General features: G+C 63.3%; 23 protein-coding genes and 1 pseudogene. 11 read left to right on the top strand and 13 right to left on the bottom strand.

What is annotated here, in order from left to right:
* Window positions 1–124: 124 nt before the first annotated feature.
* Both guaA and ACV1FX_RS20005 read left to right on the top strand, forming a co-directional pair.
* Complete coding sequence (gene guaA, locus ACV1FX_RS20000; protein WP_473119270.1) at window positions 125–1,723, top strand: glutamine-hydrolyzing GMP synthase; 1,599 nt, start codon at window positions 125–127, stop codon at window positions 1,721–1,723.
* Between the two features lie 74 nt (window positions 1,724–1,797).
* The gene (locus ACV1FX_RS20005) at window positions 1,798–2,697 is read left to right on the top strand and encodes an HNH endonuclease (RefSeq protein WP_473119271.1); all 900 of its coding nucleotides are present in this window, start codon (window positions 1,798–1,800) and stop codon (window positions 2,695–2,697) included.
* Window positions 2,698–2,834: 137 nt separating this feature from the next.
* Here the strand turns inward: ACV1FX_RS20005 and ACV1FX_RS20010 are convergent, their stop codons facing one another.
* From ACV1FX_RS20010 to glnH, 7 genes are all read right to left on the bottom strand, one after another.
* Complete coding sequence (locus ACV1FX_RS20010) at window positions 2,835–3,245, bottom strand: NUDIX hydrolase (RefSeq protein ID WP_473119272.1); 411 nt, start codon at window positions 3,243–3,245, stop codon at window positions 2,835–2,837.
* 89 nt (window positions 3,246–3,334) lie between these two features.
* Complete coding sequence (locus ACV1FX_RS20015) at window positions 3,335–3,832, bottom strand: peptide deformylase (protein WP_473119273.1); 498 nt, start codon at window positions 3,830–3,832, stop codon at window positions 3,335–3,337.
* 81 nt (window positions 3,833–3,913) lie between these two features.
* Window positions 3,914–4,831, bottom strand: a complete 918-nt coding sequence (locus ACV1FX_RS20020; protein ID WP_473119274.1) for an SIS domain-containing protein — start codon at window positions 4,829–4,831, stop codon at window positions 3,914–3,916.
* Window positions 4,832–4,847: 16 nt separating this feature from the next.
* Entirely contained in the window at window positions 4,848–5,906 is a 1,059-nt protein-coding gene (locus ACV1FX_RS20025; RefSeq protein WP_473119275.1) for a C45 family autoproteolytic acyltransferase/hydolase, read from the bottom strand.
* Window positions 5,896–6,624: a glutamine ABC transporter ATP-binding protein GlnQ gene (gene glnQ, locus ACV1FX_RS20030; protein ID WP_473119276.1), complete on the bottom strand. Its 729-nt coding sequence runs from the start codon at window positions 6,622–6,624 to the stop codon at window positions 5,896–5,898. The genes ACV1FX_RS20025 and glnQ overlap by 11 nt, the downstream gene beginning before the upstream one ends.
* Window positions 6,621–7,277 (bottom strand): glutamine ABC transporter permease GlnP, encoded by a 657-nt coding sequence (gene glnP / locus ACV1FX_RS20035; RefSeq protein ID WP_473119277.1) that lies wholly within the window; start codon window positions 7,275–7,277, stop codon window positions 6,621–6,623. Before glnP ends, glnQ begins: the two co-directional genes overlap by 4 nt.
* A 57-nt stretch (window positions 7,278–7,334) precedes the next feature.
* Entirely contained in the window at window positions 7,335–8,087 is a 753-nt protein-coding gene (glnH, locus tag ACV1FX_RS20040) for a glutamine ABC transporter substrate-binding protein GlnH (RefSeq protein ID WP_473119278.1), read from the bottom strand.
* Window positions 8,088–8,241: 154 nt separating this feature from the next.
* Here glnH and ACV1FX_RS20045 point away from each other — a divergent pair, with 154 nt between their 5' ends.
* Window positions 8,242–8,487: a PIN domain-containing protein gene (locus ACV1FX_RS20045; RefSeq protein WP_473119279.1), complete on the top strand. Its 246-nt coding sequence runs from the start codon at window positions 8,242–8,244 to the stop codon at window positions 8,485–8,487.
* Between the two features lie 162 nt (window positions 8,488–8,649).
* Window positions 8,650–10,353, top strand: a complete 1,704-nt coding sequence (locus ACV1FX_RS20050; protein ID WP_473119280.1) for a DEAD/DEAH box helicase — start codon at window positions 8,650–8,652, stop codon at window positions 10,351–10,353.
* Window positions 10,354–10,404: 51 nt separating this feature from the next.
* Here ACV1FX_RS20050 and ACV1FX_RS20055 read toward each other — a convergent pair whose 3' ends face one another.
* Window positions 10,405–10,746: a hypothetical protein gene (locus ACV1FX_RS20055; RefSeq protein ID WP_473119281.1), complete on the bottom strand. Its 342-nt coding sequence runs from the start codon at window positions 10,744–10,746 to the stop codon at window positions 10,405–10,407.
* 187 nt (window positions 10,747–10,933) lie between these two features.
* Between ACV1FX_RS20055 and ACV1FX_RS20060 the strand changes: the two genes are divergently transcribed.
* Window positions 10,934–12,154, top strand: a complete 1,221-nt coding sequence (locus ACV1FX_RS20060) for an MFS transporter (protein ID WP_473119282.1) — start codon at window positions 10,934–10,936, stop codon at window positions 12,152–12,154.
* A 22-nt stretch (window positions 12,155–12,176) separates the two neighbouring features.
* Here ACV1FX_RS20060 and ACV1FX_RS20065 read toward each other — a convergent pair whose 3' ends face one another.
* The 3 genes from ACV1FX_RS20065 to ACV1FX_RS20075 form a co-directional block, all read right to left on the bottom strand.
* A complete protein-coding gene (locus ACV1FX_RS20065; protein WP_473119283.1) occupies window positions 12,177–12,563 on the bottom strand; it encodes an ester cyclase in 387 nt (128 codons plus the stop codon).
* Window positions 12,564–12,619: 56 nt separating this feature from the next.
* The gene (locus ACV1FX_RS20070; RefSeq protein ID WP_473119284.1) at window positions 12,620–13,492 is read right to left on the bottom strand and encodes a bifunctional helix-turn-helix transcriptional regulator/GNAT family N-acetyltransferase; all 873 of its coding nucleotides are present in this window, start codon (window positions 13,490–13,492) and stop codon (window positions 12,620–12,622) included.
* 88 nt (window positions 13,493–13,580) lie between these two features.
* Window positions 13,581–14,264: a VOC family protein gene (locus ACV1FX_RS20075; RefSeq protein WP_473119285.1), complete on the bottom strand. Its 684-nt coding sequence runs from the start codon at window positions 14,262–14,264 to the stop codon at window positions 13,581–13,583.
* Window positions 14,265–14,465: 201 nt separating this feature from the next.
* Here ACV1FX_RS20075 and ACV1FX_RS20080 point away from each other — a divergent pair, with 201 nt between their 5' ends.
* Entirely contained in the window at window positions 14,466–15,101 is a 636-nt protein-coding gene (locus ACV1FX_RS20080) for a PadR family transcriptional regulator (protein WP_473119286.1), read from the top strand.
* A 204-nt stretch (window positions 15,102–15,305) separates the two neighbouring features.
* On the opposite strand, the gene ACV1FX_RS20085 is transcribed toward ACV1FX_RS20080, so the two are convergent.
* Window positions 15,306–15,659: an MmcQ/YjbR family DNA-binding protein gene (locus tag ACV1FX_RS20085; RefSeq protein ID WP_473119287.1), complete on the bottom strand. Its 354-nt coding sequence runs from the start codon at window positions 15,657–15,659 to the stop codon at window positions 15,306–15,308.
* Window positions 15,660–15,806: 147 nt separating this feature from the next.
* Here ACV1FX_RS20085 and ACV1FX_RS20090 point away from each other — a divergent pair, with 147 nt between their 5' ends.
* From ACV1FX_RS20090 to ACV1FX_RS20105, 4 genes and pseudogenes are all read left to right on the top strand, one after another.
* Window positions 15,807–16,970 (top strand): MFS transporter, encoded by a 1,164-nt coding sequence (locus ACV1FX_RS20090; RefSeq protein ID WP_473119288.1) that lies wholly within the window; start codon window positions 15,807–15,809, stop codon window positions 16,968–16,970.
* Window positions 16,971–17,094: 124 nt separating this feature from the next.
* The gene (locus ACV1FX_RS20095) at window positions 17,095–18,897 is read left to right on the top strand and encodes a chloride channel protein (RefSeq protein WP_473119289.1); all 1,803 of its coding nucleotides are present in this window, start codon (window positions 17,095–17,097) and stop codon (window positions 18,895–18,897) included.
* 42 nt (window positions 18,898–18,939) lie between these two features.
* A pseudogene (locus ACV1FX_RS20100) lies at window positions 18,940–19,282 on the top strand (Lin0512 family protein).
* 5 nt (window positions 19,283–19,287) lie between these two features.
* On the top strand, window positions 19,288–19,980 hold the full coding sequence (locus tag ACV1FX_RS20105) for a GNAT family N-acetyltransferase (RefSeq protein ID WP_473119290.1): 693 nt from the start codon (window positions 19,288–19,290) through the stop codon (window positions 19,978–19,980).
* A gap of 33 nt (window positions 19,981–20,013) precedes the next feature.
* Here ACV1FX_RS20105 and ACV1FX_RS20110 read toward each other — a convergent pair whose 3' ends face one another.
* Window positions 20,014–20,559, bottom strand: a complete 546-nt coding sequence (locus tag ACV1FX_RS20110) for a hypothetical protein (RefSeq protein ID WP_473119291.1) — start codon at window positions 20,557–20,559, stop codon at window positions 20,014–20,016.
* A gap of 261 nt (window positions 20,560–20,820) precedes the next feature.
* On the opposite strand from ACV1FX_RS20110, the gene ACV1FX_RS20115 reads away from it, so the two are divergent.
* Entirely contained in the window at window positions 20,821–22,008 is a 1,188-nt protein-coding gene (locus ACV1FX_RS20115; protein WP_473119292.1) for a serine hydrolase domain-containing protein, read from the top strand.
* The last annotated feature ends 10 nt before the right edge of the window (window positions 22,009–22,018 follow it).

Genomic DNA, 22,018 nt, shown 5'->3' on the forward strand with positions numbered 1-22,018 from the left:
GAAGCGGGAGCAAAATTAGGTCAATAATACTTACCTATATAGCTCCTGTCCATGCCCAAAGAAGAATGTGGGCGCGCGTGCGCGTGCGGTTGCGGGCTGGACGGGGGTCGCGTATTTGCTTGCCATGACAGCAGCACAGCACGACCGCTCCCCGTCGTCGCCCCATGTGGCCTCGGCGCACGACAAGATTCTCATCGTCGACTTCGGTAGCCAGGTGACGCAGCTCATTGCGCGTCGCGTGCGCGAGGACGGCGTGTATTGCGAGATCGTCCCGTTCAACAAGGCCGAAGAGGCCTTCAAGGAGATGAAGCCTAAGGCGGTGATTCTCTCCGGCGGACCGGAATCGGTGCACGAGGAGGGCTCGCCCCGCGCCCCCCAACTGATCTTCGCCTCCGGCGTGCCCGTGATGGGCATCTGCTACGGCCAGATGACCATGGCGGCCCAGCTGGGCGGCGAGGTCGAGGGCGGCCATCACCGCGAGTTCGGACGCGCCGATGTCGAGGTGAAGGCCGAGAGCAAGCTGTTCGAGGATACCTGGAAGCTCGGCGGCAAGCACCAGGTCTGGATGAGCCATGGCGACCGCATCACCAGGATGCCGCCCGGCTTCACGGTGGCCGGCACCTCGCCGAATGCGCCGTTCGCGATCATCCAGGACGAGAAGCGCAAATATTACGGGTTGATGTTCCATCCCGAGGTCGTGCACACGCCCGATGGCGCGAAACTCATCCGCAACTTCGTGCGCAAGATCGCAGGCCTTAGCGGCGACTGGACCATGCGCGCCTTCCGCGAGGAGGCGATCCAGAAGATCCGCAACCAGGTCGGCAAGGGCAGGGTGATCTGCGGCCTCTCCGGCGGCGTCGATTCAGCCGTCGCTGCGGTGCTGATCCACGAGGCGATCGGCGATCAGCTCACCTGCGTGTTCGTCGATCATGGCCTGCTTCGTCTCGATGAGGCCAAGACAGTGGTCGACCTGTTCCGCCACCACTACAACATCCCGCTCGTGCATGTGGATGCGTCAAAACAGTTCCTCGGCGAGCTCGAAGGCGTCACCGACCCCGAGGTGAAGCGCAAGACCATCGGCCGTCTCTTCATCGACGTGTTCGACGCCGAGGCGAAGAAGATCGGCGGCGCCGACTTCCTCGCGCAAGGCACGCTCTACCCCGACGTGATCGAGAGCGTCTCCTTCACCGGCGGCCCCTCGGTGACGATCAAGTCGCACCACAATGTCGGCGGCCTCCCTGAGCGCATGAACATGAAGCTCGTCGAGCCCCTGCGCGAGCTCTTCAAGGACGAGGTGCGCGAGCTCGGCCGCGAGCTCGGCCTGCCCGAAATCTTCGTCGGCCGCCACCCGTTCCCGGGCCCGGGCCTCGCCATCCGCTGCCCCGGCGACATCACGCGCGACAAGCTCGACATCCTGCGCAAGGCCGATGCCGTCTACATCGACCAGATCCGCAAACACGGCCTCTACGACGAGATTTGGCAGGCCTTCGCCGTGCTGCTTCCGGTGAAGACCGTCGGCGTCATGGGCGACGGCCGCACCTACGACTACGTCGTGGGCCTCCGCGCCGTCAACTCCACCGACGGCATGACCGCGGACTTCTACCAGTTCGACATGAAGTTTTTGGGCGAGACCGCGACACGCATCATCAACGAGGTGAAGGGCGTGAACCGGGTGGTGTACGACGTGACCAGCAAGCCGCCTGGGACGATTGAGTGGGAGTAGGGGGAGTGCCTATTCAATGTCGGGCATCGCTCTATCGCGGAGCGACCTGCCGGAGAGGCCGCGCCGCGTAAGTCATGGGATTTGGGGTATTCATCCATCGATCGGACTCGATCTACGATGACAGCCCCGCTGAACGGTATCAATTTCCCAGTCAGTATTTGCGTCGCGTTGAAGCCTGCATCGGCGATTGGATCATCTATTACGAACCAAGCAAGGTTGCCGAGACGCGCGGCTATTTTGCGATTGCTCGGGTTCAGCGGGTTATCCCCGATCCCGGTACTTCAGGGATGTATCTCGCTCTGATCGAGCCCAGAAGTTATCTCGATTTTGCCAATCCGGTCCCTTTCAACGGGCCGACTGGCCCTGTGGAGCGGGGCGTCCTAAATGAGCAAGGACGAATTTCAGGACGCGCTCAGTCGGCAGTCCGTCCAATCTCTCCCGACGATTTCAATGAAATATGCGAACTTGGTTTGGCGGAGAATGCGCCGCTGCTGCCGCGGCGCGATGACGACGTCCGACCGCTCGATCTCAACGAGAAGCAGGAGCCATTCACCTTCGAGCAGCAGCGCGACCGTGTTAGCCTGACGGTATCGAGAGTTTTGCGCGATCGAGTTTTTCGCCGCATCGTGCTCCGTGCCTATGATGAGCGCTGCGCAATCACCGGGCTAAAGCTCATCAATGGGATGGGGCGCGCCGAAGTCGCGGCCGCTCACATACGGCCGGTCGAGGCAAACGGCCCAGACATCATCAGCAATGGCATCGCTCTTTCAGGCACCGCGCATTGGATGTTCGATCGCGGCCTCATTAGCCTAACGGACAATTTGGAGATATTGATTTCACGTCAGACAAACGATCTGGACGGTGTCCGATCGATAATCAACAAGACCGGTCACGCTCTTGAGCCGAAGAGGCCATCGGATCGGCCGCATCCACATTTCTTGAAGTGGCACCGCGAGCATTGTTTCAAGCAATGAGTAGGATCGGTAGAGCGCAGCGAAACCCATCGCGCTTGAAAAACCGGATTGATGGAATCGCTTCGTCCATCCTTCCTGTAAGCTGCCCTCGCGCAAACAGCCTTATTAAGGTCAGATCGCGTCGACTGCGGTCATTGCTACCAAAGGCGGGAAACGAAGAAATCAAAGGCTTCGTGAAAAATGGGGTGCCAATCTTGGTCTAGCGGTAAGTCGATTGAATGCCAGAAAAACGCGAACGAATGACCGTAGTCGTCTTCCGTTGTGTGCAGCCAAGTGTCGGGCAACTTCGAAGATTTACAAGCGAAGAAGTGCCAGAGTGCTTTGTCGGCTCCAATTTCGTGCGTTCCCAAAAACCTCATCGGCGACTGAAGCGTCAACCCACTCTCTTCCCGAAGCTCGCGCGCGGCAGCATCTTGCGGCGTCTCGCCGCTCTCAATCGTCCCCTTTACAAATTGCTTGCCTGCCGTTGGATGTTTGAACGCGAGAAACTCTGTTGCTCCGTTAGAGGTTCTTATGACGATAGGGCAGGCTTTCTTTGTTTTTCTCATTAAAGCTTTCCGCCACAAGGTTTATCAATAATCGGATTGTTAGCGCGTAGGATGGGTAGAGCGTTCGCGCCACCCATCCTACGAACTGTTCAACCTCGCGCCATCTTCTCAAATCTCTTGATCAGCCGCTCCCGCTTCAGCCGCGACAGCCGCTGGATCCAGAACGTCCCGTCGAGCTGATCGATCTCGTGCTGGTGGCAAACAGCACGCAAGCCATCCGACTCCTCGGTCAGCACGTTGCCGTCGACATCCTGATAGCTGATCCGCACGCGCGCGTGACGCTGGACTTCGTCGTTGACGCCGGGCATCGAGACGCTGCCTTCGCGGTGCAGGATCATCTCGGGCGAGGCCCATTCGATCTCAGGGTTGACGTAGGTGCGCGCGCCATCCTTGTCGCCGAGCTCGAGCACCACGACCCTCAAGGGAATGCCGATATGCGGCGCCGTGATCCCGATGCCGGGCGCGGCGTGCATCGTCTCGAGCAGATCCCTTGCAAGCTCCCGCAGTGCGTCGTCGAACACGGTCACGGGCCGTGCCGCGATCGCAAGCCGGCGGTCGGGATAGCGGACGATCGGGCGAATGGTCATGATCTCTGGGGTTCGACGGTGACGATTCCAAAGCAGCGTAGCGCAAGTGGCGTTGCTGCCATAAGCAGACTGCCGCGCGGGTCAGCCGACCTCGATGTTCATCTCCGCGATCAGCCGCTCGCGACCCGCCAGGGAGTTTAGCGCCTTGTCGCCCAATTCCTTCGCGACGAGGTTGAGCAGCGCTTCACAGAACACGACATAGGCGCCCATGCTGTTCGAATAGAAGCTGCTGGCGTGGGGAATGAAAAAGGCATGCGCGGCGGGAGGAACGAGCGGTGAGGACCGGGAATCCGTAATCGCGATAACCGTCTGGCCGTTCGATGCTGCGACCCGGGCCACCTCCGCGACGCTGCGCGTATAGGGCGCGCAGCTCGCGACGATGACGACGTCGCCCGAGTCGAGCTGCGACAATGCCTCGGCGACGCCGAGGCGTGGCGCGTCGAGCAGCGCGACGTCCGAGCGCACCATTCCCAGGCAATAGGTGAGAAAGCTCGCCAGCGAATGGAATTGGCGAACGCCATGGACACGAATACGGCGGGCGCTTGCCAGGAGCCTCACAGCCCCTTGCAGAGCGGCTCCGTCGAGCTGTCCGAGGAATCCGTCGACATTCGCTGCCGTTTCCCGCGCCAGTTGCTCGAAGGCCTGGATTTCGGCATTGCCGACCGAGGGCGCGGCCATGAGGCGGCCGGCCTGGCGGCTATAGAAATACTGCTGGTCGTTGGCGATGGCCTTGCGGAAGACCGCCTGGAAATCGCTGAAGCCTTCAAAGCCGAGTCGTTTCGCCAGCCTCGTCAGCGTCGACGGATTGATGCCGAACTGATCGGCAAGCTCCGAGATCGAGCGTACCGCCGACTGTTCCGGCGCTTCCACCAGCTTTGCGAAGACATCATGCGCTTTGGAGCCAAGCGAAAAGCCTGCCTCGTCGCGGCCGACCGAGAGCGCGAGTGCCCTGAGATCCTCGATGGTGCGCGGCGGCTCCGCGACGGCTTCCTCTGGCATCACCTTAAGATCCTGTTCACGCCGCGAAAGGCACCAGCCCATCCCGCATGTCGAAGCGAGCTGCTTCGCGCGCTCCATCGTAGACAGACCACTCGACCTTGTCAGCCCCGACCCGGAAGACGGCGCTTGCGAGCGTGTTCTCGACGTCGCTGTCGGCCGGGTCCGTGCGGTAGATCGGCAATTCCGCGTCGACTGCGTCCCACAAGATGCCGAGCGCGCGGCCCTGCGGCTCCGACGGGTGCGTCTGGCCGAGCAGCATCTCGCCGCGACGTTGTCGCACGCCGGACGAACCGGTCACGATCTGCGAGATGCGCCCGGTGTCGGCATGGATCAGGTGATTCGAATGGACACGCGGCGTCCGGACCCGATCGACCGACAGGGCGCGGGCGGTGAACTCGACGCTGAGAAGCCGCTCGTCGCCGGCTTGCGCCAAAGTCAGGTGAAAGGCGCCGGCGCGCGGCGCGGATTTGAGGAGGGTGAGCGCGCCGTCGATATCAGGTGCGTCGAGTATCGCGCGTGCCAGCACCATGCGCGGCGCGCCGGCGCCGCCGGCCAGCGGCCTGATGTTGTTGACGGTCTGGACCAGTCCCTTCGATGTGGCCGCAAACGTATGTCCCGGTAACGAGCCCGGGTACACAAAGGCGGTGAACGCCGTGCCCCCTTCCGATGCTATATGGGCGAGGGCACAGTGGCCGGCGAAATCCGGGTCGCCATCCTCGTTGTGGCCGACCACATGCGGTGGGCCGGGCAATTGCACGGTCGTGCAGCCATCCGGCGCCATCGCCCAGATATCGCCGCGGCAGTTCCACAGGAAGACGTCGTCGAACGGCAGCGCCAGCCCGACGGCGAGGCCCTGCAGCTCGGCCCAGTATCTTGGAAACCGTTCCCGGACGATGGCCGCCATCTCGCCGATCAAGGGATCGCCGCGGCGCGTGGTGAGTTCGCGCCACGCAGCGGAGGTACGGAAATGATCCTGCAGCGCCGCTTGGCCGAAGCGCCCAAGGGCAGTGCCGACATCAAATGGCGACCCTGCGACATCGATGAAGGAAAGCCGGCGTCCGGCGTCAGACGACATGTTGCAGAAACTCTTTCAGGCGAGGGTTTTGCGGATTGGCCAGCAGCTCCCGTGGCTCGCCGTCGACGGCGATCGTGCCGCCTTCCATGAAGATCAGCCTGGTGCCGACCTTGCGTGCGAAGGCCATCTCGTGGGTAACCACGATCATGGTCATGCCTTCCTCGGCGAGGGACTGCATGACGCGCAGCACTTCATGCCTCAGTTCCGGATCGAGTGCGGATGTCGGCTCGTCGAACAGCATCAGCTTCGGCTTGACGGCAAGCGCGCGGGCGATCGCGACGCGCTGCTGCTGGCCGCCGGAAAGCTCGCTTGGATAGTGGTGCGCGCGCTCGGCGAGGCCGACCTTGGCGAGCATTTCCAGCGCCCGCTTTTGCGCATCCTGCCGCGACTCGCCGCGCACGCGGCGCGGGCCGAAGGCGACGTTCTGGAGCGCCGTCATTTGCGGAAACAGGTTGAATTGCTGGAAGACCATGCCGGCTTCCTGGCGGATCATGCGGACCATGCGGCCGCCGGCCTTGACGCTGATGCCGTCGACGATGAGATCGCCGCCATTGATCTCCTCCAGCGCGTTGATGCAGCGGAGCAGCGTCGACTTGCCGGAGCCGGAGGGACCGATCAGCACGACCTTCTCGCCGGCCTCTATCGACAGGTCGACCTCGTTGAGGATCGTGACCTGGCCGAACCGCTTGGTGACCTTCTTGAACTCCACGATGCTCACAGGATGCGCATCCTCTTCTCGGTCATCCGAAGGATAAGCGTCAGCGCGCCGGTCATGATCAGGTAGAACATCGCCACGGCGGACCAGATTTCGACGGCGCGAAAGTTGGCCGCCATGATTTCCTGGCCTTGCCGCGTGAGTTCGCCGACACCGATGACGATGAAGAGCGACGTATCCTTCAGGCTGACGATGAACTGATTGCCTAACGCCGGAATCATGCGGCGGAAGGCGAGCGGGCCGATGATGTAGAGAAGCACCTTCCAGAGCGGCAGGCCGAGCGCCAGACCGGCTTCCCGCAATCCCCGGTGGACGGAGAGAAACGAGCCCCGCACGATCTCGGCGATATAGGCCCCGGCGTTGACGACGATGGCCATGATTGCCGCCGCGAGCGGGTAGATGCGGACATTGGCGAGGATCGGCAACGCGAAATAGATGAACATCACCTGCACGATGATCGGCGTGCCGCGTATCAGCTCGACATAGGCGAAGGCTATGGCGTTGAGGACGGCATTGCCGTAGGCGCGCGCGAGGCCAGCCGCGAAGCCGATCACCAGGCCGCCGGCGAGCCCGGCCAGCGCGATCAGCACGGTGAGGCGGGCACCCTTCAGGAGTTCAGGCAGGGCCTGCCAGATAACCGACCACTCGAAATCCATGAGAGCATTCCTCTAGGGAAGGCGCGCCGGACATACCGGCGCGCCACGGAACGTGGATCAGCTCTTCGGCGGCTCGGCGCCGAACCACTTCTTGTAGATGGCTGTGTAGGTGCCGTCGCCCTTCAGCTTGACCAGCGAGGCGTTGACCTTGGCGATGAGCTCGCTGCCCTTCGGGAAGGCCATGCCATATTGCTGGGCCATCATCTGGGGACCTACGGTCTTCACTTTCCCCTGGCCGTTGGTCTTGATGTAGTAGAGGACGTTGGGGGTGTCGTGCATTGCGGCGTCCGCGCGTCCGGTCGCGACTTCGAGATAGGCGTTGTCGCTGTTGGGGAAGAGGCGGAGCTCCGTTCCCTTGAAGTGCTCCTTGGCGTAGTCGGTTGCCGACGTCCCGGTCTTTACGGCCAGCGTCTTTCCGACAAGGTCTTCCGGACCTTTGATGGTGCTGTTGGTTGGCACCATCAGCAGGAAGCCGCTGTCGTAATAGCCGTCCGAAAAGTCGATGACCTTCTTGCGCTCGTCCTTGATGGTGATGCCGGCCAGCCCGACGTCGACCTGCTTGGTCTGCAGCGCCGGGATGATGCCATTGAAGTCCATCGGCTGCAGCGTGTAGGTCACGCCGATATCCTTGGCGATGGCGGCCCACAGGTCGATGTCGAAGCCGACATACTTGTCGCCCTCCTTGAACTCGAACGGCACGAAGGCGGTGTCGGTTGCGACGATCAGGTCGCCGGCACGGGCAGGTTGGCCGAAGGCCAGGGTTGCCGCGAAGGCCGCGGCGGCGGTCAGGCTGGCGAGCGCGAACTTCATCTGAGGGGTCCCCTTTGTTGGGATTGCCACGAAACCCCCACATCGTCGCACAAATTTTGAAAATTTAAAGTGCATCTTTTTGTGCAATGCATTGGAAATTTGCGCAATTTAGTGGCGGTTAAATCCGGCCGTTTCGGCCGCAGGCGGAACCTCCGTGCCGGCCAGGCGGACATTGTTCGTTCCCGTCCCTTCGCTGGAGCCCATCATTGCCCGATGCGAGGACGCGCTTCGCGACGCGGTGCCGAGCCGCAACGGTTCGGTACGCGATGCCCATGTGCTTGCACTGGCCTGGAGCGTCGAGGCCGATGTCTGGACGACGGACCGGGATTTCGCTGGAACCGGCGTCGCCACCCGGTCGACGCCGAATTTCGTGCGAGCGTTGGTCGAAGCAGCCGGGTAATGGGCCGAGCAAGACCGAAGACGCTGCCCTCATTGAATCATCTTGTTGGCGAGCATGATCTTGCGGCTATGAGGAACCGAGTGGAGAGGCTGGTTCGAGCTGGCGCTCGGCATCGATATCGACGGCGAGCGTCACGATCTCGCCCCGCACGTGGCCGCCCTGGTGTCGGCACCCAACTTCACGCCTGAACGCCTGAAGAAACTTGCCGAAAAGGGTGATAGCTTCTACCTGCCACTTGCCGACGGCCGTCAGCTCGTGCTGTCCGCCGACCGCTTCCTTCCGTTGGTGCTGGCGCTGCATAGCCTGCATATGAGCGGCACTCTCGCCGACGGTTCGAAGAAGATCAGGCTGTCGCACGCGGACGTCGTTCCGCTGCTGGGAGTGGAGAACGAGAGCTTTGCCTTTCGCGGGGGCGGCAATCTCCGTCGTCTCGCCAGCTTGCTTCGGCTGCGTGGATTGACCGCACCGGATCTCCCGCCGACCTTTCGTGCAACCCTTCGGCCTTATCAATCGCAAGGCATGGCATGGCTCGATTTGCTCCGCGAGAGCGGATTGGGCGGCGTCCTGGCCGACGACATGGGCCTCGGCAAGACGGTCCGCGCTGGAGAAGGAGCGGGGGCGCCTCACGCGTCCGGCGCTAGTGGTTGCGCCAACGAGCCTGATGACGAGCTGTCTGCCGAGGCGCAGAAGTTTGCCCCGGAATTGAAAGTGCTCATCCTGCAAGGGGCGGATCGCAAGCAGAAGTTTCCAGCCATAGCCGAAAGTGATCTGGTCTTGACCACTTATCCGCTGATCGCGAGGGATCGGGAGGTGCTTCTGGAGCAGGAATGGCACATGGCCGTGCTGGACGAAGCGCAGACGGTCAAGAATCCCGATGCGACGACCACCCGCGCGCTGCGGGAGATCAAGACGGGCCACCGCTTCTGTCTCACGGGTACACCGATGGAAAATCACCTCGGCGAGCTCTGGTTGATCATGAGCTTCGCAAATCCAGGCTATCTCGGCGACAAGACGGCGTTCTCGCGCCGGTGGCGTGGGCCGATCGAAAAACGTGGTGACAAGGCACGCGCAGCGGCGCTGGCGCAGCGCGTGAGGCCCTTCCTGCTGCGTCGGACCAAGGCCGAAGTGGCCACTGAACTGCCTCCCAAGAGCGAGATCCTGGAGGCAATCGCACTCGAAGGACCGCAGCGCGATCTCTACGATTCGATTCGGCTGTCGATGTCGCGCAAAGTCCGCGAGGCCATCGCTAAACAGGGGCTCGCCAAGAGCCACATCGTGGTGCTCGAAGCCCTGCTCAGGATGCGGCAGGTCTGCTGCGATCCTGCGCTGCTGAAGCTGAGCGACGGTATCGAACGGCCGTCGGCCAAGCTCGATCGGCTGATCGAGATGGTGTCGGAACTGCTGAGCGAGGGACGAAAAATCATCGTTTTCTCGCAATTCACCTCGATGCTCGCTCTCATTCGGCAACGCTTCGACGCCGATGGCCTGCTTTACAGCGTTCTGACCGGCGAGACCAAGGACCGCAAGACGGCGATCGAAGCGTTTCAGGATGGCTCGTCGGACATATTCCTCATCAGCCTGAAGGCGGGTGGTGTCGGCCTCAATCTGACCGCGGCTGACACCGTCATCATCTTCGATCCCTGGTGGAATCCTGCCGTTGAGGAGCAGGCGATCGATCGCGCGCACCGGATCGGACAGGACAAGGCCGTTTTCGTCTACAGGCTCGTTGCCGCCGGTACGATCGAGGAAAAGATGGACGAGCTCAAGGCCAGAAAACGCGCGCTCGCCGATAGCGTGTTCGACCGCGATGGACGGATCGCTTCGGCACTGACCGAGGATGACGTGAAGGCCTTGTTCGAGGCGTAAGCGGGGCCTCGGGGTACTTTCTCAAAATACTTCTTGGCTGTGCGACCGGGATCACGAGATCCGACGCGCCCGCCGTTGCACGGCGCTCAGCACGGATGCCATGAGCACGATCGCTTCGGACGCGGCGATAGCCTCATAGACGGCAAATTGGCGGTCGTGATAGTCGACGGCTGATCCGTCCCGGACACGGCCGGAGATCAGCATGCCCCAGAGCGGGGCCGAGAGAAGCACCGAGGAGAGGACGAGGATCAGGGCGACCCGGCTGGCGGCGAGGCTTCGCGCCGCATTGCGGACGAAAAGACTGTAGATCAGGAACGTAGTCGCGCCGATCACGAACAGGAAACCGAGAAACGGCCCTAGCAACGCCCAGAGAAAATACCCATCTACGGCCACTCCTACCGGCTCCCTCGGAAGGCATCTGCTTGCTGCCAGGGAAACACGATTGGAGTCCCCACGCCAACAACGTCCGCACGGCTTATTCCGCCAATTCTGATATTTTGCCGACAAGTGGGTAAGGCCTGTCGGCCCCCGCTGTTCCCATTCGTCTTCCACCCAGAGAAACCTCTTCGGGAGATCTGGAATGAGCAATCCGCACTATCGCTGGGTGATCGTCGCCGCCGGCGGCCTGCTTGGCTGCGTCGCGATCGGCGGCATGTTTTCGTTGCCGGTGTTCCTGCAGCCGATTGCAAAGGACACCGGGTGGTCGGTGACAGGCATCTCCAGCGCAATGACGATCGGCTTTCTTGCGATGGCCTGCACCAGCATGGCCTGGGGCACGCTGACTGACCGGTTCGGGCCGCTGCCGGTGGTGCTGACGGGATCGACGGTGCTGGCTTTGAGCCTGTTTCTGGCCAGCCACGCGACCTCCCTGATCGCGTTCCAGTTCATGTTCGGGCTCCTGGTCGGCGCGTCCTGCGCGGCGATCTTCGCGCCGATGATGGCGACCGTCACCGGCTGGTTCGACACCCACCGCAGCCTTGCGGTCTCGCTGGTGTCGGCGGGCATGGGCATGGCGCCGATGACGATGTCGCCGCTCGCGGCCTGGCTCGTCTCCAACCACGATTGGCGCACCTCGATGCAACTCGTGGCGCTGGTGGTCGGCGCGATCATGATCCCGGCCTCGCTGCTGGTGCGCCGTCCGCCGGCGCTGGCGAACCCGCCGGCTGTAACATCCGATGCCGGCGCGCCGCAGGCCGAGATGTCGCTGTCGGAGGCGCTGCGCTCGCCGCAATTCCTCATCCTGGTCGCCACCAACTTCTTCTGCTGCGCAACGCATTCCGGCCCGATCATCCACACCGTCAGCTACGCTGTGAGCTGCGGCATTCCGCTGATCGCGGCGGTGACCATCTACAGCGTCGAGGGCTTTGCGGGCATGGGAGGCCGGATCGCCTTCGGTCTCATGGGGGATCGCTTCGGCGCCAAGCGGGTGCTGGTCGCGGGCCTGCTCGCGCAAGCCTTCGGCGCGCTCGCTTATGTCTTCGCGCACCAGCTCGTCACCTTCTACGCGGTCGCTGCCGTGTTCGGCTTCATCTATGCCGGCACCATGCCGCTCTACGCCTCGCTGGCGCGCGACAATTTTCCGCTGCGCATGATGGGGACGGTGATCGGCGGCACGGCGATGGCCGGCAGCCTCGGCATGGCGACCGGCCCGCTCGCGGGCGGCCTGATCTATGATGCGTTCTCGAGCTACGCCTGGCTCTATATCGGCTCCTGGGCGATGGGTCTCGGCGCGTTCCTGATGGCGATGACGTTCCGCCCGTTTGCAAGGCCGCAACCGCAGCCTGCACCTGCGACGGCGTGAGAGAGGCCGCCGAGGCACGGCGCTAGAGCTGCGCCTCGATTGCCGCCTTGTCGATCACCGACCACACCTTCCAGATCTTCCTGTCTCGGAATTCGTAGAAGACGTTCTCGCAGAAGGACACGCGCTTGCCGTTGATGCCGAGCCCGAGAAAAGTCCCCACAGGCGCGCAATCGAATGTCAGCCGACTGGCGATGCGGGGCGGTTCGGATATCAGCAGCTCGATATTGAAGCTGAGATCGGGAATATCCCGAAAATCCTGCTCCAGCATCGCGCGGTAGCCGGCGAGCCCAAGTGTCTTCGCGTTATGGGAGACGTTGTCGTGAACGAATTGTCCGAGCGCCGGCCAGTCCTGCCGGTTCAGGCAGGCGATGTAGCTGCGATAAACGTCGGCGAGCTCGGTCCCGGTCATGGCGATGCTCCTGCGGCTGCGACGATAACGCAGCAGGAGCCAGAACCGGCACTCCCTTAGAGGCGCTTTTCGAAGAACAGGTCGGGGTAAGGGTCGTCATTGAAGCGCGGGATCTCGCGCCAGCCGGTTCTGCGGTAGAGCTGGCCCGCTTCCGGCAGCGCGCTGTTGGTGTCGAGCCGCAGCACGGTGATGCCGAGCTCGCGCGCTGCGCCCTCGATCGCTTCCATCAGGCGACGGCCGAGCCCCAGACCGCGCGCGGACGGAGAGACCCACAGCCGTTTGATCTCCGCATAGCCGTGGTCCGTTCCCTTCAGCCCGACGCAGCCGATCGGCAAGCTATCGGACATCGCGACGATGAAAGTACCGCGCGGGCGCACCATGTCCTTGGCGTCGGGGTCGCGCGACAGCTTGACGTCAAAGCCCTGTTTGAAGCGGCGTCCGAGCTCGGCGTAGTATTCGCCGAGGCAATAGCGCGCCTCGTCGCTACGTGGATTCATTTCCGTCAGCGTGGTGTGGCTCTGTCCAAGCGCGGAACCGACTAGGTCCATCGCGGCCAGCAGCGCGTCTTTTTGCGAATGCTGGGCAAGGAGGGTCTCGGCCTGCGCATTCGACAGCGCCTCATAGGCATTGAACTCGCGCCGGCCCGCACGCGTCAGGCGGGCGACGCGGCGACGCGCGTCGTCCTCATGCGGGCTCGTCTCGATCATCCCTTCCTCCTCGAGACTGCGGAGCAGGCGGCTCATCAGGCCGGAATCGAGGCCGAGATAATCGCGGATCTCGGCGACGTCAGAGCGGCCATGGCCGATCGCATTGAGCACGCGCGCGGCACCCAGCGGCCGGCCGCGCCCGAGGAACGAGGTATCGAGCGCACCGACTGCGGAGGTGACGGCGCGGTTGAAGCGGCGGACGCGGGAGATGGGATCGAGCATATATCTGACCTTAGTCAGATAATATCTGGAGGTCAACCGTGCCCGTCACTGTCATGCATCGCGCAAATGAAGGCGACCGCGCCGGCCTTCAACTCGGCAGCGGTTGGCCTGCCTGCTCCTTCACGATGTAATCGGCGTACCAATCCGGCCAATTGTCGTCGTGCTTGCCGCCGGTTCTCTTCTCGTGCTCGCCATGTGCTGTGGCCGCGCGCCGCAGCGCGTTTGCGAGTTCGGTCGTCGAGTTGAACGTCGTCTCAGTCTCGACGCGGCCGGGCAGGCGCGTCGTGATCTCCTGGAGCAGCCAGCCATTTCCGTCGGGATCGCGGAACGAAGCGAACGAGCGGTAGCTGCCGCGCGCAGGATCCGGGCCGCTGACGCGGCGCGAGCCTGAGATGTAGGGCTCATCCGTACCGCCATGCGTATCGCCGCTGCTGTGAAAGATCTCGCCGACCTCGATGCCACGGCCAATCAGCGCATCGCGGGCGGCCTCGATGTCGGAGACGATCAGGTACAGGCCCTGCGCGGAGCCGGGCTTGGCCGGCGTGACATTCCTGCCGAAGATGACCGAGGCGTTCGAGCCCGGCGGGGTGAACTGGATCACGCGCCAGTCGTCGCCGGCGGCGAAATCGGCATCGAGCCGCCAACCGAGTTTTGCGTAAAATGCCTTGGCGCGATCGACGTCGGAGACCGGCACGACGACAATCTCGAGCTTGAAATCGACGCTCCGCAGCTTCGGGGTGCCGGCAGCCTTGTTGTTCTCAGCCGTGGGCATGGGTGTTCCTCCCTTGATGTTGGCGGCGCCCCATCTTGCGCGCCAAATGTGACGGCTTCCGCGATCCGGCCTCTGACCCGCGGGGGCGTTGCATTTCCACAAATCTGGATGGGCGAGGCTGGAGGCGATCACGAAGACGTGCCTTGCGCTTATCAACTTAAAACATATCTTACGATATATCTAACAGAGGAGACGTAAGATATGTTTCGAGACAAACATCACAATCGACAGGAGAGAGAGGACCGGGAATTCCGCTTCGCCTTTGCCATGGGCCGCCATGGCGGGCGGCATCGCTTCGGGCGCGGCGGGCATGGCTTCTTCGGACGCGGCGGTGGCGCCGACTTTCCGGGCGCGCGGCGGCTTTCGTCGCAGGACCTCCAGCTCGTCATCCTCGCCTTGCTCGCCGACCAACCGGCGCACGGCTATGAGCTGATCAAGACCATCGAGGAGCGTTCGGATGGCTTTTACAGCCCGAGCCCCGGCGTGATCTATCCGGCTCTGACCTATCTCGAAGAGGTCGGGCACGCCAGCGTCGAGCAGGACGCCGGCCGCAAGCGCTACAGCATCACCGCGCAGGGCCAGGCCCATCTCGCCGAGCATCGCGCTACCGCGGATGCGATCCTTCAGGCGCTGTCGCGGATCGGACGCCGCATGGACGAAGTGCGCGAAGCCTTTGCAGGCGTCAGCGATCTCGATGGCGATGCCTCCGACGAGCTGCATCGCGCCCGGCATGGCCTCAAGCGCGCACTGCGCGCCAAGCACGGCTGCGATGCCGATGAAGCGCGGCGCATCGCGAAGATACTCGATCGCGCGGCGGCCGAGATTCTACGGAGCTGAAGGGAATACGATCATGCAGCCAAGCGATCCAGACCGCCGCAGCTTCGCATCGGCGACTACGTCATGAACGACAAGGCCGAACCGGATGTTCCCGAGTTCGTTCGTGATTCAAAAACGGCTTCGTCTCGATGACGCTGCCGCTCAAGGGCGGGACGAAGCTCAGCCTGAAGTTGGCGTGACGCGGCCATAGCGCGTTCGTGATGGTCACCCCAACAGCAACTCCTTGCGTGCCTTGCGCGTCAGCTTAGCGACGATGAGCGCGTGAGCCTGGTCGAGATAAGCAGCGAGCTCGGGATCGGATAGGACGTCGTTGTCGACGAGCTGCACCCATCTGGCACGGGCGAGATAGGGCGCGGGGCGCGCAACGCCCTGCTCTATCAGCATCGCGTAAGCCACGTTCGACGTCTTGAACATGAAGCCGCCAGACTGCTCGACGAAGCCGCGTGCGAGCGCGAACATCTTGCCGCCCACCTTGAACACCGAAGTGCCTTCCCATTGCACAATCTTGGTTGCGGCGGGCAGTCGCAGGCAGTGGGCTTCGAAGCGTCTGGGAGTCATGCCAGGGTCAAACGTGAAAGGGATCGACACGATCATTGGCTGAGTGCGCGAAGTCCGACAAGGCGAAACTTCCGTGCAACTTCACAGTTTTGCCCGAGGCACGCATTACCAGCAGCTTTTCGAATCCCCAGCCCCTGCGGAGTTCCCATGCATACGCTGTCAGCCGACCGGCCGGCCACCCGGCTCGCGACACGGCTGTCTTTCCTCGTTGCGGGCTTCGGCATCGCCTGCTGGGCGCCGCTGGTGCCGTTTGCCAAGCAGCGGCTCGCGGTGGATGATGGCGTCCTCGGTTTGCTGCTGCTCTGTCTCGGCATCGGCTCGGTTGCGGCGATGCTGCTGACGGGGGCCTTGAGCGCGCGCTACGGCACCAAGCCGATCATTCTCGCCGGCGGCTTTGGCCTCGCAGTGATTCTGCCGTGGCTCGTCGTCGCGAGCACACCGGTCGCGCTGGGCCTTGTCCTGTTCGTCTTCGGCGCTGCGCTCGGCTCGATCGACGTCGCCATGAATATTCACGCGGTTGAGGTGGAACGCGCTGCAACGCGTCCGCTGATGTCGGGGTTCCACGCGTTGTTCAGCATTGGCGGATTTGCCGGATCGAGCCTGATGACGTTGCTGCTCTCGATCCATCTTGGCCCGCTCGCGAGCACGCTGATCGCGTCGGGTCTGATGCTGGTCGCGATGGTCGCGGCCTGGCCGCTCCTGCTGCGTCGTGCGCAGGCGCAGGATGGGCCGTTGTTTGTTTTGCCCCATGGCATCGTGCTGCTGCTCGCGCTGCTCGCCGCCGTTACCTTTCTCGTCGAAGGCGCCATGCTCGATTGGGGGGCGCTGCTCATCGTCGGCGCGGGTCTCGTGCCGGAGACGCAAGGCGGGCTCGGCTACATGCTGTTCTCGATCGCGATGACCGTGGGCCGGCTCGGCGGCGATGCCGTGGTGGCGCGGGTTGGTGATCGCGCCACGCTGATCGGCGGCAGCCTGTGGGCGATTGCCGGCTTCGTCGTGTTGCTGGTCTCTCCCTTCACCAGCGTCGCGATGGCCGGATTCGTGCTCATCGGCCTCGGCGCCTCGAACCTGGTGCCGGTGCTGTTTCGCCGCGCGGGCTCGCAACGGGCCATGCCCACGGGTCTTGCCGTCGCTGCAATCACGACCGCGGGTTACGCCGGCGTTCTGGTCGGGCCTGCCGGTGTCGGCTTCGTGGCGCGGATCGCGAGCCTTCCGACGGCGTTTGCCATTCTCGGCGCGCTCTTGTGCCTCGTCACGTTCTCGGCGGGCATTGTGACGTCGAGCGATCGCTCCAGCGGACGCAGCCGCTAGCGCGGCGCGCCGAATTTTCGCGAAGCCGGGCGGACGGGATGAGAAATCATGCCAGCCATTCCCTTGATATATATCGCATCACGATATATTGGCGTGGCGTCATAAACCTCCCAAAAGAGTAGTCATGCGCCAGACCCTCGACGTAGCCCGCGGGCTTCCGCGTCATCGCGGCAAGCCCGGAGATTTCACGGCGGACGCCCGCGTGCTGGTGCTGATCGGCATGGCCTTGGCTGTCGGCAGCCTCGGGGCAGGGGCCGCATGGGTGCTCTTGAAGCTGATTGCCCTGGTGACGAACCTCATCTGGTTCGGTCATATCAGCACCGAGAGCGTCTCGCTGGCGAACGCCCGGCCGGGTCTGTGGATGGTGCTGGCACCCGCGCTCGGCGGCCTTGCGATCGGGCTGATGGCGCGTTTCGGCTCGGAGAAGATCCGCGGCCATGGCATTCCCGAGGCGATCGAAGCGATCCTGATCGGTGGCAGCCGGATGCAGCCGAAAGTGGCCATCCTGAAGCCGCTGTCATCAGCCATTTCGATCGGCAGCGGCGGGCCGTTCGGCGCCGAAGGGCCGATCATCATGACCGGTGGCGCAATCGGCTCGATCTTCGCTCAGTGCTTCCATCTCACGGCGGCCGAGCGCAAGACGCTGCTGGTTGCAGGCGCCGCCGCCGGCATGACGGCGATCTTCGGCACGCCGATCGCGGCGGTGCTGCTCGCGGTCGAGCTGTTGCTGTTCGAATGGAAACCGCGCAGCTTCCTGCCCGTGGTGACGGGCGCGGTGGTCTCCGCGGCTTGGCGTCCGCTGCTGTTCGGGACGGGTCCTCTGTTTCCGTTCGCGGATCGGCTGGATCTGCCGTGGTGGGGACTGGCAGTCGCGATCGGCGTCGGTATCGTTGCCGGTCTCCAATCCGGGCTGATGACGAGACTGCTCTACGCTGCCGAGGATCTGTTCGACCATGTGCCGTTGCACTGGATGTGGTGGCCGATGCTCGGCGGCCTCGTGGTTGGGCTCGGCGGTCTCATCGATCCACGCGCGCTCAGTGTCGGTTACGACGTCATCGCCGATCTCCTCTCGGGGCACATGATGCGCGAGGAGGCGATCAGGATATTGCTGGTGAAGTCGGTGATCTGGGTCGTTGCGCTGGCCTCGGGGACGTCGGGCGGCGTGCTTGCGCCGCTCCTTATTCTCGGCGGAACTGCCGGTTGGCTGGAGGGGCAGGTGCTGCCCGGCGGCGGGTCATTCTGGGCGCTGGTCGGCATGGCCGCGATGATGGGCGGAACGATGCGCTCGCCGCTGACAGGCGTGATGTTCGCGGTCGAACTCACCGGCAATCACGACATGCTGTTGCCCCTGCTGGCCGCGACCGGAGCGGCGCACGCCGTGACGGTGCTGCTGCTCAAGCGCTCGATCCTCACCGAGAAGATCGCGCGCCGCGGCCAGCACATCACGCGCGAATACACTGTCGATCCGTTCGAATTGTTGCGTGTCGCTGATGTCATGGTGAGGAGCGTCGACACCCTGCCTGTCGACATGCCCGTCGACGCAGCGGTCAAACATTTCACGTCGGAGGAGCGTCGACACAAGTCTTATCCGGTCGTGACCGCGAATGGCCGTCTCGCCGGAATGGTGACGCGCGCCGACGTGTTGCGCTGGCGCACCGAGGGCGATCACCAGACCGCGACTCTCGACGACGTCGTGTCGGATACATCGGCCGCGGTCGCCTATCCCGATGAAGTGCTGGGGCGCGTCGCCGATCTCATGGTCGCCTCCGATCTCGGCCGCATCCCCGTCGTCGATCGCGAGGCGCATCGGGTGGTCGGCCTCCTCGCGCGCAAGGACCTGTTGCGGATTCGCGCCGTCGTCAATGCGCAGGAGGAGGACCGCAACGCTTATTTCCCGCGTGAAAAGTCGCTTGTACCGACCGGCTAGATCGCCGAAGCTTGCGCGTCGAAGCTAACAACAGGACTGGAAATGACCCGCGTACGCTGTATCACCGAGATGGGCATGGGGGTCGACGTCCACGGCAAGGATGCGACCAAGGCGGCCAGGCGTGCGGTGTCGGATGCAATCAGGCATTCGAGCCTCGGATTCTTTCGTATGCTCGGCAAGACCGCCAACGACATGTTCGTCGACGTCACGATTGCGGTGCCGAATCCTGAAGCGGTCGACAAGGACGCGGTGGCCAGGGAGCTGCCTTACGGCACCGTGACTGTCAATGCAGTCAAGGGCGGTCTCGAAATTCCGGCCGAGCAGGGCAGCGACGCCATCATCATCGCCAATGCGGCGGGTGATTGTAAGCCTCGACAAGGAATAGAGCGCGTGTCCGATTCCGATTTGGCGCTGCTGGACCGGCCGATCTGGAGCGCGCTGACGACACGACAGCGGAATCTGGCGCAAGGCGGTGCGCGGGCGCTGCGCTTTCCCTCGGCGATCGGACCCTTCGCCGACATGGTCGATCTGTCGCCGGAGAGCTATGCTGAGCTCGGCGCGTTGATGTTGCCGTCCGAGCATGTCGTGCTGTTCACGCATGACGCGGTAGCCGCGCCGGCCGGATTCAAGGTGCTCCTCGCCGAGACCGGCGAGCAGATGCTCGGCACGCCCATCGAAAGCCCGCTCCATGATGCCGAGATCGTCACGCTCGGGGTCGATGACGTTCCGGCGATGGTGACGTTGACCGCGTTGACCAAGCCTGGCCCGTTCGGCAAACGCACGCACGAACTCGGAACGTTTCTCGGCATCCGGGTCGGCGGCGAACTGGTCGCGATGGCCGGGGAACGGATGAAGCCCGGCACCTATACGGAGATGACGGCGATCTGCGTGCATCCCGATCACCGTGGACGCGGTTATGCGCAGGCGCTGCTTGGAGCGATCGCGCGCCATATCGTGGCGCGCGGTAAAACTCCGTTCCTGCACGTGTTTTCCAACAACGCGTCGGCGATCGCGCTCTACCAGCGGCAGGGGATGAGCATTCGTCGTCGCCTGCATGTCACCGTGCTGCAGAAAGATAGGTGAGGCCCGGTGGCCTTTGCGACCGGGCCCCTTGGCTCAGGTCTTGTAATCGACGAGCAGTGAGCTTGATGAGGAGGACGATGCGGTGCCGTTGGAGCCGTAGGAAGTCGATTGGCTGGTCGCATTCTGAAGCAGCGCGATCAGCTCCTTCATCAGGTCTGCCGTGGTCGTGGAAGACGAGCTGGACGAGGAGCTGGAGTCCGTGCTGCTCGTGCTCGAGCTGTCGCTGCTGTCATCCGGCGGCGGGGGAGGCGGCGGAGCGCTTGCATCGCTGGAAGAGAATGTGTTGGCAAACACGTTCTTCAGCTCGCTCGCCTGGTCGCTGGTCAGCTTGCCGCTCGACACCTCGCTCTGGATGAGATCGTCGATCTTGGACTGCATCTCGTCGGACGATGGCGGCGTCGAGGAGCTCGAGCTGGATGCGCCGCTCTTGAGCGACGAATCGATGTCGTCGAGTGCGGACGAGAGTGCAGACTCGTCGCTCGAACTGATCGTGCCGGCAGAGACTTCCTTGGTGAGCTCGCTCTTGAGGCGATCGAGCGGCGAATAGGAGCTGGTGGATGTTGCAGAGATCGAGGTCATTGCGGGTCACCCGTGATCGTGAATGGATTGAGATACGCCTAACATGGGTGTGAGGCTAAAGGTCGCGCCCTTAACGAGCCCTTGCTGCAGGGGTGCCTGGACGGTTGCGGGACTTTTCGTTGTGTTGCTCGCACCCGGATGAACACGGGGCGAAACAAAAAAGTCCGCGCTCGCGAGTGCCGGCATCGGCTCGAAGGAAGGGCTTTCCTGCTGGGGATTCGGCGTTATACCGATGTCCGCCAGTTCAGGAGACAGCAGCAGATGGACGCCAGGACACCCAAGTTTTCCGCCGCACGGACGGCGATGCAGCGCTACGTCGATCAAGAGATCGTCGCGGGCGTGTCCTGGGCGGTGCTGCATGGGCGGGAGGTCGTCGACCAGCAATGCGTGGGGCTGGCTGATCGCGAGGCGAATATCGCGCTTCGGCCTGATCACATCTTCCGTGCGTTTTCCAGCACCAAGATCGTCGTCACCTGCGCGATCATGCTGCTGGTTGAGGAGGGCCGCCTCGGCCTTGACGACGCGATCGAGAAATTCCTGCCGCAACTCGGCAATCGCAAGGTGCTGAAGCAGGGGGCGACGAGCCTTGCCGATGTCGAGCCGGCGCTCAGCCCGATTACGATCCGCCAGTTGCTGACGCATACGTCGGGACTGAGCTACGGATTATTCGATCCCGGCACGGTGCTGTTCAAGGGCTACAACGAGGCGCGCGTCCTCAATCCGCTGACGTCGCTCGGCGACATGATCGATGGGCTCGCCAAGCTTCCGCTGTCCTATCATCCCGGCGCTGGCTGGGAATATTCAGTTGCGACCGACGTGCTCGGCCGTGTCGTGGAGGTTGTCTCCGGCAAGGCCCTCGATGCCTTCTTAAAGGCGCGCATCTTCGATCCGCTCGGCATGGTCGATACCGGTTTTTCCGTGCCGGAAGCCGAGCAGGGCAGGCTGGTCGCCTATTATCGCGGCGCCGATGTGCTCGATCCCATGAAACCGGGCCTCTGGCGGTTCGACGATCAGCCCTATCCGCAAGCCTATCGCCGGCCGTTCCCGCGATTGTCGGGCGGCGGCGGGCTGGTCTCGACGCTGCCGGATATGCTCGCGCTGGTTCGGGCGCTGCTGCCGGGATCGGGCGAGCTCTTGAAGCCCGAGACGCTGCGGCAGATGATGACGAACCAGCTCGGCAGCGGCCAGACCATCCGTTTTGCGAACCTCGGGACCATTCCCGGCAAGGGATTTGGGCTCGGTGGCGCCGTCACCTTCGCGCCGACGCCTTTTGATCCCCCGAATTCGACCGGCGAATTCCAGTGGGGCGGCGTCGCCGGCACGCATTGGTGGATATGCCCGGCGGCTAATACGGCCGGCGTGCTGATGGCGCAGCGCGCGATGGGCTTCTGGAATCCATTCTTCTTCGAATTCAAGCGCCTCGCTTACGAGGCGCTTGGGACAGGCTGACGCGCCCCGC

The organism is Bradyrhizobium ingae, assembly GCF_055791185.1.